Below are 13,507 nucleotides of genomic sequence, written 5' to 3' on the forward strand. Positions count from 1 at the left end.
ATAGACAGATAATGCCCTACCTCATGCAAGGTACGGTATCATCATTTAAAGAACAGAAAAACGAATAACCGGGGGTGCCCTAAGTCCCACTACCCCATGATACGGACAGTGATAGTGAGTGTGTTGCGAACGTCCGGGCAACAAGCATAATAAGAAAGGAATAAAAAGGGAAAGAGCAAAAACAACAGCCGCACCGTCTGCCGTTAAGTGAGACAGAAAATGAATCAGTTGCAGTTCAACTGTAGAATGTTTATGTGCCGCCCCTTTCTTAAACGGGTGTGAATGGACGATTGTCACGCCATTGACCACATGCACGTGGGCAAAGAATGTAAAGCTTACCAGATACGATACAAACAGTATCGGCAAGAAGTAGCGTGTAATATTCAATAACAATCGTTTCACCTCATTTTTTCTTTGAGGCGGCAAAGATACGAACTATTTATTTAACAATCAATTATTATATAAAATTCTGTTAATATACAGCCGAGGCTATTACTTGAATAAACAGAATCAAGAATACCATGGCAATCGGATAAACAGTTGCGTAAGCTACGCTCGGAATATTGCTATCCACCATCGAGTCGGCGGCAGCGAGTCCCGGAGTACTTGTCATCCCTCCCGTAATAGTTCCCAGCAAATCGAGCAGACTGATTTTAAATACGAAATGTCCGACAATAGCAGCAACAAGCATCGGCACCAATGTGATGGCAGCTCCTACTCCGAACATCAATAATCCGCTTTCCTGGAAAGTGGCTACGAGGTTCTTTCCGGCGGAAGTTCCTACTTCGGCAAGGAAAAGAAGCAGACCTAACTGGCGCAACAACTGGTTGGCAGGTCCGGACATAGACCAGATAATGGGTCCTGTCTTACCTATCGCACTCAACACAAGAGCTACCATCAAAACTCCCCCGGTCAGTCCCGGTGAGAATGACAGGCTATCAGAGAAAGAGATATTTATTTTGCCGAACAACACGCCCAATACAATACCCATTGCAATGGGGAAAAAGTCCGTATCAGATAGTTTCTTCGCATTGTTTCCCAACAGGCGGGCTACTCCTTTAAGTCCTTCTTTCTCACCGACTACCATCAGTTTATCACCAAACTTCAAGGCTAGATCGGGAGACGGAGATAAATCAATACCGCTTCGACGAACACGAGTCACTGTACAACCAAAGTTTTTCTGTAAGTTCAAATCACCCAGCTGTTTGTTTATCATGTCTTTTTTAGTCAACAACAAAGATTCTATTTCCTGTGTTTTATCCAAAGGCAGTTCACCTTCTTCTCTATTGCCTACCAACACAGCCAGTTGATCCAGTGACTCTTCGCTGCCTACGGCTTGTATGTAGTCTCCTTCATGCAACACCGTATGGGCGGTAGGAATGGATATTTCATCATTGTGTTTCAGACGTGAAATGACAGCACCTGTCATACCACGCGCATTAATTTGCACCAAGCTGCGATCGAACACATTCGCATTAGTGACGCGATAAATACAAGTAGTCAATTCCGGGAATTGTCCGCGACGTTCTATCTCCAGGCGACGGGCTTCTTTATCTAAATCCACCCGCATGATTTTAGGCAACAGCTTGACAAACAGAATCACGCCGATCACTCCAAACGGATATGCGATACCGTAAGCAATGGATGCCAGAGGAGAATTGGTACTGTCGATGGCAACAGCCAAACCCGGCGTACTAGTCAGCGCTCCGGCAATCAGACCGACAACACTCGGTGTATCGATATCAAATGCATATTTCAGTCCGACTGCGGTAAGACAGGCGGCGCAAATAATAAGCATAGTGATGAGAATAAGCGTCTTTCCTTTGCTACGGAAAGAATCGAAGAATCCGGGCCCTGCCTGAATACCGATGGTAAAAATGAAGAGCACCAAGCCGAAGTTTCCTAATTCTTTAGGAATGATAACACCAAAATGCCCGAAAAGAAGGGCAATGAAAATAACTGCCGACACATCGAGAGATAACCCCTTAATTTTAATTCTTCCCAGCATAAATCCCAATGCGACAATCAGGAAAAGGGAAAAATAAGAGGAATGCAATAAGTCAGTAAACATAAAAAATAAAGGTTAGTTAGTTTAAGGGCGCGAAGGTACGGATTTTATTTAATCCTCACAACATTCCTTGCAGCAAGTAGTCCTTTCGTCTTCAAACTCCAAAGTGGCATGATGAATACCTGCCTCTTCAAGTGCTTCCTTTATATGCTGTTTCACTTCTTCCAACTGTGTGATATTGTCAATAACAATATGGGCAGTCAAAGCGGTTTCCGTTGTGCTTAACGCCCAGATATGCAGGTGATGGCAATTCTCCACGCCGGGTTGTTCCATGATAATTTGCTGTATCTTTTGAGCGTCTATCCCCACCGGTACTCCGTCCAACGACAACCGGAGGCTATCATGAAGCAATCCCCAAGTAGAGACAATAATGACAACAGCAATGCCAAGCCCGATAATCGGGTCAATAATGCTCCATCCTGTATAGGTGATAATAATACCGGAAGCAACTACGCCCACAGAAACCAATGCATCTGCTGCCATATGCAGGTAAGCTCCTTTCACATTCAGATCCTTATCTTTATCTTTCATAAAGAGCCAGGCAGTCAGCGCGTTGATGACCACTCCCACCCCGGCTGTCCATGCGATGGCAGAACCATCTACGGAAACCGGATGGAACAATTTATCTATACTCTCGGCAATGATAATGCCCACGGCAACCAATAATATAACTGCATTTAATAAAGAGACAAGAATCGTACTCTTCTTATATCCATACGTGTAACGGCTATTGGGATGAACTTTCTGCAACCGGAAAGCCAACATAGCAAGCACCAGGCTGGCTACATCACCCAAATTATGCCCGGCATCGGAAAGCAATCCCAGAGAATTATAATAAAACCCTACTCCGAATTCTACGATAACAAAAGCAATATTCAAAGTGATGCCTATAATGAAGGCCTTATTGAGCGATATCAACTGATGATTATGTTCGTGGTGATGATGAGGTTCCATATTATATATTGTTATTATATCTATTATCTAAAAAACATCTCATCGGGAGATTAGTTCATCCCCATTCCACTTTCGGCAATAGTAACGGCTCCCCTCCAGAAAAAACAAGCCACCGAAATGAATGAATCATCCCGATGGCTTATCCCCTTTAAACACCTTTAAACAAAATGAAAATATGCCTCATATACTAACTAAACTAACTAACCCTCGAGGCATATTTTAAAGAGGCTGTCGCATCAACCTCTTTTTATTATAGACAGCTTTCGCTCTCTAATCTTATTTACGAGCTTCGGCAATATAACCGAGCGCTTCTTCACATTTTGCAGTTACATAAGCCCAGTCTTCTGCTGCCACTTTATCTTTCGGGAACAACTTAGAGCCCATACCTACGCAGAATACACCAGCTTTAATCCATGCAGTCAGGTTTTCTTTAGTAGGTTCTACCCCACCTGTTACCATCAGCTTAGACCATGGCATTGGAGCCATCAAGCCTTTCACGAAGTTAGTTCCGTAAACATCACCCGGGAATACTTTGCAAAGATCGCAACCTACTTCCTGCGCAAAACCTACTTCTGATACAGAACCGCATCCCGGAGTATAAGCTACCGAACGACGGTTACATACCTTAGCAATTTCAGGATTAAACAACGGACCTACTACGAAGTTAGCGCCCAGCTGCAAGTACATAGCAGCAGTAGCCGGATCAACGATAGAACCGATACCGATTGCCATTTCAGGACATTCTTTTGCTGCGAACTTAACGATTTCAGCAAATACTTCCTGTGCGAAGTCACCACGGTTTGTGAATTCGAAAGCACGAACACCACCGTCATAACAAGCCTTTACTACTTTCTTTGCAACTTCTGCATCTTTGTGATAGAATACAGGAACCATTCCTGTAGAGCCGATCTTATTCAATACGGCTATTTTATCGAATTTTGCCATCTTAATTTCTTATTTTAAATGAATTGATTTTTCAAACTCTCAACTCTCCATTCTCAACTCTCAACTTATTTACCTCTGTACGCGACCGCTTGCGTCACCACCAGCCAATGCTTCTACTTCTTCTATAGAAACAAGGTTGAAGTCACCATTGATAGTATGTTTCAATGCAGATGCAGCAACAGCGAATTCAAGAGCAGCACCCTGATTAGGTTTAGTCATCAAACCGTGGATGATACCGCCGGAGAAAGAGTCACCACCACCTACACGGTCGATAATCGGATCGATATCATAACGTTTTGAAGTATAGAATTCTTCTCCGTTGTAGATCATAGCTTTCCAACCGTTGTGAGTAGCAGAGAAAGATTCGCGCAAAGTAGAAACTACATATTTGAATCCGAATTCTTTCATCATTTGCTGGAAGATACCCTTGTAGCCTTCAGCATCTGTGTGGCCAGCCTCAACGTCAGCATCCGGTTTGAAGCCCAAGCAAAGTTCTGCATCTTCTTCGTTACCGATACATACGTCTACAAACTGCATCAACGGTTTCATGATAGACTGTGCTTTTTCTTTCGTCCACAGTTTCTTACGGAAGTTCAAGTCAACAGAAACAGTTACGCCGTGACGTTTTGCAGCTTCACAAGCCAGACGAGTCAACTCGGCAGCCTTGTCAGAAATAGCCGGAGTGATACCAGACCAGTGGAACCAGTCAGCACCTTCCATGATAGCATCAAAGTCGAAATCAGCAGCGTCAGCTTCAGCAATTGCAGAATGAGCACGGTCATAAATAACTTTGCTAGGACGCATAGAAGCACCTGTTTCCAAGTAGTAGATACCTACACGGTCGCCACCACGGGCAATAAAGTCTGTCTTTACGCCATATTTACGCAATGCGTTAACAGCAGACTGTCCAATTTCGTGTTTCGGTAATTTAGTTACGAAATAGGCGTCATGTCCGTAGTTGGCACAGCTCACTGCAACGTTAGCTTCTCCACCACCATATACTACATCAAAAGAGTCAGATTGAACAAAACGAGTATTACCCGGAGTTGATAATCTAAGCATGATTTCGCCTAATGTAACGACTTTCTTTCCCATAATCTTATGTTTTAAATTCTAAGTTATTAATATTATGAACTTTCAATTTATCATTCCAGCCCTATTTTAGGGGTTAACACACTGATAACATGACTATTAATCTATAAAAAGACTAACACCACATACCTTTCGTGTGCGGGCACAAAGATACAACAATTTTCGTAATTACAAAAATTGTTATATATTTGTATCGAAAATATTAAGATTATTATTGTGTGCGAGCACAAAAACCTATATAAATAAAGGTTATCGTATGAATAAATTGCCCGAAAGGATCAGAATCAAAGACATCGCCCGTCTGGCAGATGTATCAGTGGGAACAGTAGACCGCGTTATTCATGGACGTAGCGGAGTGTCGGAAGCCAGCAAGAAACGCGTAGAAGAAATTCTGAAGCAGCTTGACTACCAGCCCAACATGTACGCCAGCGCTTTGGCTTCTAATAAGAAGTATACGTTTATCTGTCTGCTGCCGGAGCATCTGGAAGGCGAATACTGGACAGCGGTAGAAACCGGTATCCACGAAGCTATTGCCACCTATTCGGATTTCAATACTTCGGTGAAAATCAACTATTACGATCCGTACGACTACCATTCATTCGAGAATGCCAGCGAAGCCATTCTGGCTTTACAGCCGGACGGAGTGATGGTAGCTCCTACCGCTCCGCAGTATACGAAAGGTTTCACCGATCAGTTGCAGGCATTGGATATACCTTATATATATATAGACTCCAATATCAAAGACGTTCCTCCCCTCGCCTTCTTCGGTCAGAACTCACGCCAAAGCGGATATTTTGCTGCCAGAATGATGATGTTACTGGCACGGGATGAAAAGGAAATCGTTATTTTCCGCAAGATACATGAAGGAATTGTGGGCTCTAACCAGCAAGAGAACAGAGAAATCGGTTTCAGGCAGTACATGAAAGAACATCATCCGTCTTGTACTATACTGGAGCTCGACTTGCATGCCGAACGCAACGACGAAGACAATGAGATGCTGGATGAATTCTTCCGTACCTATCCGACAGTGAAGAACGGAATCACATTCAACTCTAAAGCCTATATCGTCGGCGAATACCTGCAAAGTCGCGGAAAGAAAGATTTCAATCTGATAGGCTATGACCTTCTGGAACGGAATGTCACCTGCCTGAAAGAAGGAAGCATCTCTTTCCTCATTGCCCAGCAACCGGAACTGCAAGGCGCCAATGGCATCAAAGCTCTTTGCGATCACCTTATTTTCAAGAAAGAAGTGACCTGCATCAACTATATGCCCATCGACTTGTTAACGGTAGAAACAATAGACTATTACCATAGCAAATAACAACAAAGTACAACTTTACAAGTACATTACATGGAAACAAAGTATTTAAGAATTAATCCTGCCGACAACGTTGCCGTTGCCATTGTTAACCTCCCGGCAGGAGAGCATCTTTCTGTAGATGGCATTGAAATTACACTGAACGAAGACATTCCTGCCGGACATAAATTCGCATTGAAGAATTTTGCTGAAGGCGAAAATGTAATCAAGTACGGTTATCCTATCGGACATGCACGAATGGCAAAGAAACAGGGTGACTGGATGAACGAAACGAACATCAAAACCAACCTCGCCGGATTGTTGGATTACACTTACAACCCGATTCAGGTTTCTTTGGATATTCCTCATAAAGATCTTACTTTCAAAGGTTATCGTCGCAAAAACGGTGATGTAGGGGTAAGAAACGAAATATGGATTATCCCGACAGTAGGTTGCGTAAACGGTATCATCGGTCAACTGGCTGAAGGACTGCGTCGCGAAACCGAAGGTAAGGGAGTGGATGCCATTGTCGCTTTCCCACACAACTACGGTTGCTCACAACTTGGTGACGACCACGAAAATACGAAAAAGATTCTTCGTGACATGGTGCTTCACCCCAATGCAGGCGCTGTATTGGTAGTAGGCTTGGGATGCGAAAATAACCAGCCGGACGTGTTCCGTGAGTTTCTGGGCGAGTTTGATGAAGACCGCGTGAAGTTCATGGTTACTCAAAAGGTAGGTGACGAGTATGAAGAAGGAATGGAAATCCTGCGTGATTTATATGCAAAGGCTTCTAAAGACGAACGCACCGATGTTCCTTTGTCCGAACTGCGTGTGGGATTGAAATGCGGTGGTTCCGATGGTTTCTCCGGCATTACAGCAAACCCGCTATTGGGTATGTTCTCCGATTTCCTGATTGCACAGGGAGGTACAAGCGTATTGACCGAAGTACCGGAAATGTTCGGTGCAGAAACCATCCTGATGAACCGTTGCAAAAACGAGGAACTGTTTGAACAGACCGTCCATCTGATTAATGACTTCAAAGAATACTTCCTGTCACACGGAGAGCCTGTCGGTGAAAATCCTTCTCCGGGAAACAAAGCCGGTGGTATCTCTACCCTGGAAGAAAAAGCACTGGGATGCACCCAAAAGTGCGGAAAGAGCTATGTATCCGGCGTGATGCCTTACGGTGAACGTTTACAGAAAAAAGGTCTTAATCTGCTTTCTGCTCCGGGCAATGACCTGGTTGCAGCCACCACCCTTGCTGCAAGCGGATGCCACATGGTACTTTTCACCACCGGACGTGGTACTCCTTTCGGTACTTTTGTTCCAACCATGAAGATTTCCACCAACTCAACGCTGGCTAAAAACAAACCGGGATGGATTGACTTCAACGCTGGTGTAATTGTAGAAAACGAACCGATGGAAAAGACTTGCGAACGTTTCATTGATTATATTATCAAAGTAGCAAGCGGTGAATTCGTAAACAACGAAAAGAAAGGCTATCGCGAAATTGCTATCTTTAAAACAGGCGTAACCTTGTAAATTATTTTTTTGATACAGTAACTTATACGAAGTTAAAAGACATATCGTTAACACCATAGAATTGCTATCCCCTACTCAACAAGAAGTTGAACGGGACAGCAATTCTTTTTTGTATAATACCATATCAAAGCCTCATCATACCATTGAACTCTTTATTATCAAAATATTCAAGCAAAAAGTTTGTTCATCTGAAATCTTTTATTTTACTTTGCAGCACAAAGTACTTTTTATATGAATAAAGATAAAGCATTAGAATCGGTAAATGAGATAAAAGAGTTGATGGAAAAGTCCTCAAAGTTTATCTCTCTAAGTGGTCTCGCTGCAATCATGGCGGGCATTTACGCATTAGTTGGCGCATATATCGCCACACAAGTTATTACACCGGGCACTCATTTAATTGTTGCCCTTGAATTGATGGCTATAATAGCCTCGCTCGTATTGGTAGCTGCTGCGGTCACTGCTTGCATCCTGTCCTATTACAAATCCAAGAAGACAGGGCAAAAATTTTTCAGCCGCCTCACTTACCGGGCATTGTGGAATTTCTCTCTTCCGATGCTGACCGGAGGTGTTTTATGTATTTCCATCCTTATGCACGAGTATTATGACATCCTGGCTTCGGTCATGCTTCTATTTTATGGGCTGGCACTGGTCAACGTTTCCAAGTTTACTTATTCCAGCATCATATGGTTAGGTTATGCTTTCATCTGTTTGGGCGTCGTAGACTGTTTTTGGGAAGGTCATTCATTATTGTTTTGGACCATCGGTTTCGGCGGTTTCCATATCCTCTATGGTATATTGTTCTATTTACACTACGAAAGAAAGAGATCATAAATGATAGAAGCATTCCAATATATTAATAAAGCATTCGAAAGCAAGGTCCGACTGGGCATCATGGCTATTCTGATGGTAAATGAGGAAGCTGATTTCAATTTTCTGAAAGAGCAGCTCTCTCTGACCGACGGCAATCTTGCCAGCCATACCCGTGCCCTGGAAGAACTGGGATATATCGTATGCAACAAAAGTTTTGTCGGACGAAAACCACGGACTGTTTTTCAGGCAACCCCGCAAGGCAGAGAAGCTTTCAAATCGCATATTGAAGCCTTAGAGAAATTTCTAAAATCAAAATAAATAATTCATCAAAACACTACTGGCTTATGGACGCTTTCAATGAAAATTCAAATGAACAACAGGAGCAGCAACCTATGGGATGCCTCCACCGTTTCTCCAAAACAATCAAGGTTGTCATCATCGGATTATTAATCCTTCTCCTAATGATCCCCATGTTTATGATTGAGAATCTTATTTCCGAACGGGGACGAACCCAGGAAGAAGCTATCGACGAGGTAAGCGAAAAATGGAGTCTTGCACAGACCATCACTGGCCCTTACCTGAATCTCCAGTATCCGGTTGTCACTGAAAACAACGGCGAGAAGAAGGTTTCCATCAAAGACCTGATACTTTTTCCTGACGAGCTTATGGTCAACGGGCAACTGAAGACTGAAATCCTGAAAAGAAGTATCTATGAAGTCAATGTATATCAATCGGAACTGACATTGAAAGGGTCATTCAGTTCGGAAGAATTGAAAAAGAGCAGAATAGATATGGAGCAACTGCAGTTTGACAGGGCAGCTATTTGCTTGAATCTGACCGATATGCGGGGTATCAGCGAACAAATCAGCATCACCTTGGGAGATTCTGTTTATATATTCGAGCCGGGTATGGACAACAGAGGAATAGCTAACACCGGAGTTCATGCGATCGCTAATTTGTCGGAGTTGAAGCAGAACAAAAAACTGCCATACGAAATAAAAATCAAACTGAAAGGTTCACAGTCACTCAACTTTATTCCATTGGGTAAAACAACCCGTGTAGATCTGAAAGCTAACTGGAATACACCGAGCTTTACCGGAAACTATCTGCCTAACAACCGGAATATTACGGAGAAGGAATTTTCCGCACAATGGCAAGTTTTAAACTTGAACCGGAATTACTCACAAGTGATGGTTGACTTCAACACCTCAAATATCAAGGATATTGAGAGTTCCAGTTTCGGTGTGAACTTCAAAATTCCGGTGGAACAATACCAGCAGTCCATGCGCTCCGCAAAGTATGCCATTCTGATTATCCTACTGACTTTCGGAGTTATCTTCTTCACTGAAATCATGAACAAGACCCGCATTCATGCCTTGCAGTATTTATTGGTAGGACTGGCTCTCTGTCTATTCTACAGCCTGCTCCTCTCCTTCTCCGAACACGTCGGCTTCAACCCGGCCTATTTGTTATCTTCTGCACTGACTATTATACTGGTAGGCGGATATATGTTCGGAATCACCAAGAAAAAGAAACCGTCATTAATCATGTCCGGACTATTAGGTATACTTTATCTTTATATATTTGTTCTTATTCAGCTAGAAACTTTTGCGTTACTGGCAGGCAGCTTGGGATTATTTATTATCCTTGCAATGGTAATGTATTTTTCAAAGAAGATAGATTGGTTTAATGAATAAACCATTGGGGGAAATTCACATCCTGATCCAAAAGGAGAATCAGACGATGATGATCGCTTCCTTTCTATCCATATTACTACAAGGGGAAACGAAAGCTAAGATTAATTACGGTGCCTGATAATAACCATAATGGAACTGAAATACTTAACAAATGGCTTTTTTCTTGTATTTTTTAATAAGCAATTCACCCTTCACCTTGCTCCGATACTTTTTATTCGTCGGAGATACAGGGTGAAGGGCTAACTCTTCACCTACCCTTCCATCAGGATCAATATTTCATTAGCTATAAGCATAATTCTTTTTGCTATAATGATATTTGATTTTGCTATAAGCTAATGAAAAGATGCTAATAGATTATTTTTTTCTTCTCAATGTTTATTTCAAATCATTACAGTGATTATTTCAATTATTACGGTGATTATTTCAATTTCATCATCTTTTTATAATGCTCTGAATAACCCATTTCTAGAAAAACCATTTTTAGCCCATCCATAAATATATTGTAATCAAAATCTTTAAAGTCATTAATATTTTGACCTAGAGAATGAGACTCTCTATTAATATAACGTTGGAAAGCTTGATATTTGGGTTGCTTGAATTTATCTTGAATAAAGACATTATTCAAATCCCTCTTTTCTACAAAATTGAAGAAATATTCTATAATATTCCTCATGCAATTGGCAATCAAGGCAGGATGCGTATCAGGATCTTTGATAGTCATCCAATATGTATGATAATCACTTTGAATATGTTCATAATGCATAGTCTCAATTTTACTACCTGCCACAGATTTAGAAACCCTGAATAAAGATTGGTACGCATGACGTTGTGGTTCACGCATATCCGTCATCTCATAGAAAAAATAAAGACTATGAGTTAGAATAAAAACCTGTTCAAACTTACGCTTCATTAAGAAGCCAGTTTCCTGCGTGCTATCTTTAATAAGTTCAGGATAAAAAACGTTTTTCAACAATCTACCGATGTTGAACACATACATAGTGGACAAGCTTGAAACAGGATCATCAATAACAATAATACGCTTCTTCTGCGTCTTACTCCTATCCAGTATTCCCTGACATGTTTCCACAAAATACAAAACACTGATAATAGTTCTTTCCCCTTCACTTAACGTCTTGAATACAGAACTTCTATCTTCTCCTCTCACAATACGATACAAGCCCTCTTCTCTGCATTTTATGATTTTAAAGTCTATTATTCCCATGTCAACCAACATAGTATTTATATGGTTAATGGACTCCTCTATATTTACAATGCTTTGCTGTTCTGCTTCTATAATCGCCTTTTGTTCATCTATCAGACTTTGAACATGTTGTTTTGCAGTTTCGCATGCTCGTATTTTATTTTCAGTAGAAGCCTTTTGATTATTATAGTCAGTAACAGATTGATCATAATCATAACGCAGTCTATTCCAGAATTTTTTCTTTATAATAGCAAGTTCACCATCAATACCTACCACTTTTTTATTGAATTCTACAATAATAGCATTAGCTTGCTGTATAATACTATTAACAACACCTAATTTGGTTGAAGTATTTTCTAATTCAACTATTTGACTTGGGTTTTGATACTTCTTACGTATTTCAATCAGATTAGAGTTTACCGCTTCTTTATATGCTCTAAAGGCCAATGCAAAGGTCTGCTCTAACTCATGGATAATTGGAATATTAGTAAAAATCAATATCTGGAATTAAATCAATAGAGTCTTTGTATGTCTTTCCCTTACTCTCTATATCTGCTACTGCTTTTTCATAATCTTCATTAAAATATGACCTTAGTTCCGCTATTATATCATCATCAAGATATGGCCTCTGACAAAATGGACAAATATCTTTTGTATCAAAACTTAAGCCAACCTTTACCCAATCCGAATTATGAAGACTATCTATTAATTTAGCAACACGACTATTAGCATTTCCAGTTATAACCTCTTTAAATAAAGAATCTATTTCAATGTCTCCTGCAGAAAATGTGATTTCCTGAATAAGTGGGATTTGAGTCCCTTTAGCTTCATTCAGTCGTTGTATTTCTTCTTTCAATTGATCAATAGAATCAACAAGCTTATTAGATGGTTTTGCCAACCCAACAATATGATTCAGCAATAATTCTTTACTGCTTTTCAAACCTGTAAAACAATACTCCAGAACTCTATCGCCACCAGTGTATTGTGTTTTAATTTGCCAGAAACGATTAGCAAATATTGATTTTGTTGAAGTCCAAGCTTCTAATTCTTTTTCTTGTAGTAATTCTTGTTTTTGAAAATCTCTGTTTGCAACTTGCAATGCAGCATTAGCAGCATCAATTCTTTTTCTAGCTCCTGCATTCTCCTTTGATAAAGAGAAAATACCTTTTTGAGTATCGGAACTATAGAATACATCATTCACGTAGTTCTCATTATAAACGAGAATTTCTTCTGTATCTTCATCTAACAATGGCGAAATAGAACATTCTGCATATTCATTATCAGTTCTCTTTCTAAGGAATTCTGACAATGTACTTTTGCCGGAGCCATTAAGTCCATAGATCAAGTTTATATTCTTGTCAGTTTCAAAAACAGCCATATTCTTATAACTGGCGGGACCTTTTATCGAAATTTTATTAATCATACCTTTGAAATTTTGTCGTTATCAGTACTACATCCATTAATTACCTTCATAAATTCATAACCATCCATCATGTCAAGTTCTTTATCAACTATTCTCATTCCACCAATACCTATTGCAATCCTCAATGCGTCATTTGGGTGTTTCATTACACATTCAATAACTAATCTGCCCCAAGAACCATCACAATCAGCAGCTGTCTTTTCTAAAAAAACATTTTACTCCTATAGACAACTCGACAAGAGCCTCTTTCGATAATGAAGTCGAAACAACTATATAAGCCGGAATTGCAGCATATATACTCATATCTCAAACTATTTACTTTTAAAAGTAAGCTTATATACTTACTTCTACCAATAGTAAGTTTAAAAATACGAATAGTATTTCATCCACACAAATTTCACATAAAGAAACTTACTATTTTAATATAACTCGCCATTGTCAAAACAAAACTGAAGTACAAGAAATCCGAATAAAA

At 40.5% G+C, this 13,507-nt stretch carries 14 protein-coding genes; 6 read left to right on the top strand and 8 right to left on the bottom strand.

Annotated elements, in window-relative coordinates; genetic code table 11:
* Positions 1 to 45: 45 nt before the first annotated feature.
* The 5 genes from BSAG_RS06160 to BSAG_RS06140 form a co-directional block, all read right to left on the bottom strand.
* Positions 46 to 426 (bottom strand): hypothetical protein, encoded by a 381-nt coding sequence (locus BSAG_RS06160; protein WP_008640660.1) that lies wholly within the window; start codon positions 424 to 426, stop codon positions 46 to 48.
* Positions 427 to 472: 46 nt separating this feature from the next.
* The gene (locus BSAG_RS06155; RefSeq protein WP_004312547.1) at positions 473 to 2,071 is read right to left on the bottom strand and encodes an aspartate:alanine exchanger family transporter; all 1,599 of its coding nucleotides are present in this window, start codon (positions 2,069 to 2,071) and stop codon (positions 473 to 475) included.
* Between the two features lie 48 nt (positions 2,072 to 2,119).
* Positions 2,120 to 3,022 (bottom strand): cation diffusion facilitator family transporter, encoded by a 903-nt coding sequence (locus BSAG_RS06150; RefSeq protein ID WP_004313176.1) that lies wholly within the window; start codon positions 3,020 to 3,022, stop codon positions 2,120 to 2,122.
* 276 nt (positions 3,023 to 3,298) lie between these two features.
* Positions 3,299 to 3,967, bottom strand: a complete 669-nt coding sequence (locus tag BSAG_RS06145; RefSeq protein WP_004300153.1) for a bifunctional 4-hydroxy-2-oxoglutarate aldolase/2-dehydro-3-deoxy-phosphogluconate aldolase — start codon at positions 3,965 to 3,967, stop codon at positions 3,299 to 3,301.
* Between the two features lie 69 nt (positions 3,968 to 4,036).
* On the bottom strand, positions 4,037 to 5,062 hold the full coding sequence (locus BSAG_RS06140) for a sugar kinase (protein WP_004313177.1): 1,026 nt from the start codon (positions 5,060 to 5,062) through the stop codon (positions 4,037 to 4,039).
* A gap of 253 nt (positions 5,063 to 5,315) precedes the next feature.
* Between BSAG_RS06140 and BSAG_RS06135 the strand changes: the two genes are divergently transcribed.
* From BSAG_RS06135 to BSAG_RS25965, 6 genes are all read left to right on the top strand, one after another.
* On the top strand, positions 5,316 to 6,380 hold the full coding sequence (locus BSAG_RS06135; RefSeq protein WP_004303832.1) for a LacI family DNA-binding transcriptional regulator: 1,065 nt from the start codon (positions 5,316 to 5,318) through the stop codon (positions 6,378 to 6,380).
* 30 nt (positions 6,381 to 6,410) lie between these two features.
* A complete protein-coding gene (locus BSAG_RS06130) occupies positions 6,411 to 7,901 on the top strand; it encodes a UxaA family hydrolase (protein ID WP_004303833.1) in 1,491 nt (496 codons plus the stop codon).
* A 231-nt stretch (positions 7,902 to 8,132) separates the two neighbouring features.
* Entirely contained in the window at positions 8,133 to 8,732 is a 600-nt protein-coding gene (locus tag BSAG_RS06125; protein ID WP_004313178.1) for a hypothetical protein, read from the top strand.
* Positions 8,733 to 9,029 (top strand): winged helix-turn-helix domain-containing protein, encoded by a 297-nt coding sequence (locus BSAG_RS06120; protein WP_004313179.1) that lies wholly within the window; start codon positions 8,733 to 8,735, stop codon positions 9,027 to 9,029. It begins immediately after the preceding gene.
* Positions 9,030 to 9,055: 26 nt separating this feature from the next.
* Entirely contained in the window at positions 9,056 to 10,408 is a 1,353-nt protein-coding gene (gene creD, locus BSAG_RS06115) for a cell envelope integrity protein CreD (RefSeq protein WP_004313180.1), read from the top strand.
* Positions 10,401 to 10,526, top strand: a complete 126-nt coding sequence (locus tag BSAG_RS25965; protein ID WP_008019746.1) for a hypothetical protein — start codon at positions 10,401 to 10,403, stop codon at positions 10,524 to 10,526. The genes creD and BSAG_RS25965 overlap by 8 nt, the downstream gene beginning before the upstream one ends.
* A gap of 300 nt (positions 10,527 to 10,826) precedes the next feature.
* Here BSAG_RS25965 and BSAG_RS25970 read toward each other — a convergent pair whose 3' ends face one another.
* The 3 genes from BSAG_RS25970 to BSAG_RS25340 are packed head-to-tail and all read right to left on the bottom strand — an operon-like array spanning position 10,827 to position 13,178.
* Positions 10,827 to 12,107, bottom strand: a complete 1,281-nt coding sequence (locus BSAG_RS25970) for an AAA family ATPase (RefSeq protein ID WP_004313181.1) — start codon at positions 12,105 to 12,107, stop codon at positions 10,827 to 10,829.
* Positions 12,094 to 13,032, bottom strand: a complete 939-nt coding sequence (locus BSAG_RS25975; protein WP_004313182.1) for an AAA family ATPase — start codon at positions 13,030 to 13,032, stop codon at positions 12,094 to 12,096. The genes BSAG_RS25970 and BSAG_RS25975 overlap by 14 nt, the downstream gene beginning before the upstream one ends.
* On the bottom strand, positions 13,029 to 13,178 hold the full coding sequence (locus tag BSAG_RS25340) for a hypothetical protein (protein ID WP_008770608.1): 150 nt from the start codon (positions 13,176 to 13,178) through the stop codon (positions 13,029 to 13,031). Before BSAG_RS25340 ends, BSAG_RS25975 begins: the two co-directional genes overlap by 4 nt.
* Between the last annotated feature and the right edge of the window lie 329 nt (positions 13,179 to 13,507).

This window comes from Bacteroides sp. D1, assembly GCF_000157095.2.
Taxonomy (GTDB): domain Bacteria; phylum Bacteroidota; class Bacteroidia; order Bacteroidales; family Bacteroidaceae; genus Bacteroides; species Bacteroides xylanisolvens.

Coding starts and splice junctions, on each gene's coding strand:
- BSAG_RS25975 (WP_004313182.1), bottom strand. CDS start 13,032: ATGATTAATAAAATTTCGATAAAAGGTCCCGCCAGTTATAAGAATATG.
- BSAG_RS06135 (WP_004303832.1), top strand. CDS start 5,316: ATGAATAAATTGCCCGAAAGGATCAGAATCAAAGACATCGCCCGTCTG.
- BSAG_RS25965 (WP_008019746.1), top strand. CDS start 10,401: ATGAATAAACCATTGGGGGAAATTCACATCCTGATCCAAAAGGAGAAT.
- BSAG_RS06120 (WP_004313179.1), top strand. CDS start 8,733: ATGATAGAAGCATTCCAATATATTAATAAAGCATTCGAAAGCAAGGTC.
- BSAG_RS06155 (WP_004312547.1), bottom strand. CDS start 2,071: ATGTTTACTGACTTATTGCATTCCTCTTATTTTTCCCTTTTCCTGATT.
- BSAG_RS06130 (WP_004303833.1), top strand. CDS start 6,411: ATGGAAACAAAGTATTTAAGAATTAATCCTGCCGACAACGTTGCCGTT.
- BSAG_RS06140 (WP_004313177.1), bottom strand. CDS start 5,062: ATGGGAAAGAAAGTCGTTACATTAGGCGAAATCATGCTTAGATTATCA.
- BSAG_RS25340 (WP_008770608.1), bottom strand. CDS start 13,178: ATGAAACACCCAAATGACGCATTGAGGATTGCAATAGGTATTGGTGGA.
- BSAG_RS06150 (WP_004313176.1), bottom strand. CDS start 3,022: ATGGAACCTCATCATCACCACGAACATAATCATCAGTTGATATCGCTC.
- BSAG_RS06125 (WP_004313178.1), top strand. CDS start 8,133: ATGAATAAAGATAAAGCATTAGAATCGGTAAATGAGATAAAAGAGTTG.
- BSAG_RS06145 (WP_004300153.1), bottom strand. CDS start 3,967: ATGGCAAAATTCGATAAAATAGCCGTATTGAATAAGATCGGCTCTACA.
- creD (WP_004313180.1), top strand. CDS start 9,056: ATGGACGCTTTCAATGAAAATTCAAATGAACAACAGGAGCAGCAACCT.